A 647-nucleotide genomic window follows, 5' to 3' on the forward strand; every position below is an offset into this window, starting at 1 on the left:
GGTGGTTGTGGAGGTTTGGGACAAGTCATCATGATCGTTGTGGCCGTGGTGGTGACGATCTATACGGCGGGGGCGATGACCACTGAAGCATTAAGCTTTATGCAAACGATGCAAGCAGGTGCAGCTGCATTAGGCAGTGCTGGCAGTGTCGGAGGTTTAGGGGTGGCGATGGCTGCAGGTGCGGCTGGTTCTATCGCCAGTCAAGCAGTAGGTATTGCTATCGGCGCGCAAAAAGACTTCAACTGGAAAGGCGTGGCCCTCTCAGCCATAGGCGCAGGAGTGACAGCAGGTATCGGTGGGCTTGCCCAGTCAGGAGGCATGTTATCAGCCCTTAATGGCAGTGAACTTCCTCAGGTGATAGGACGAGCAATGTTAGGTAATGCCGTTAGTCAAGGCATAGGCATTGCCACTGGTCTACAGGACAGTTTTAACTGGCGCAATGTGGCAGCCTCAGGAGTTGGAGCAGGAGTTGGTAGTCAAGTCGGAGGTTGGTTAGGCGATAACAAAGTCTTTGGAGAAGTAGGCAATTACTGGAGTGACGTTGCACGTGGCACAGTGAGTGGCTTTGCATCTGGTGTTACTGTTGCAGCGATGCGTGGTGGTAAGATAGAGATGGCGCAGATTGCCAGGGATGCCTTTGGCAATGC

At 53.5% G+C, this 647-nt stretch carries 1 pseudogene; it reads left to right on the forward strand.

Going from position 1 to position 647, the window contains the following annotated elements:
* Positions 1–647 (forward strand): annotated as a pseudogene (locus ACO0LF_RS31400) (hypothetical protein); the annotation flags it as partial.

It is taken from the genome of Undibacterium sp. Di27W, assembly GCF_049340345.1.
In the GTDB taxonomy this organism is placed as follows: Bacteria; Pseudomonadota; Gammaproteobacteria; order Burkholderiales; family Burkholderiaceae_D; genus Undibacterium.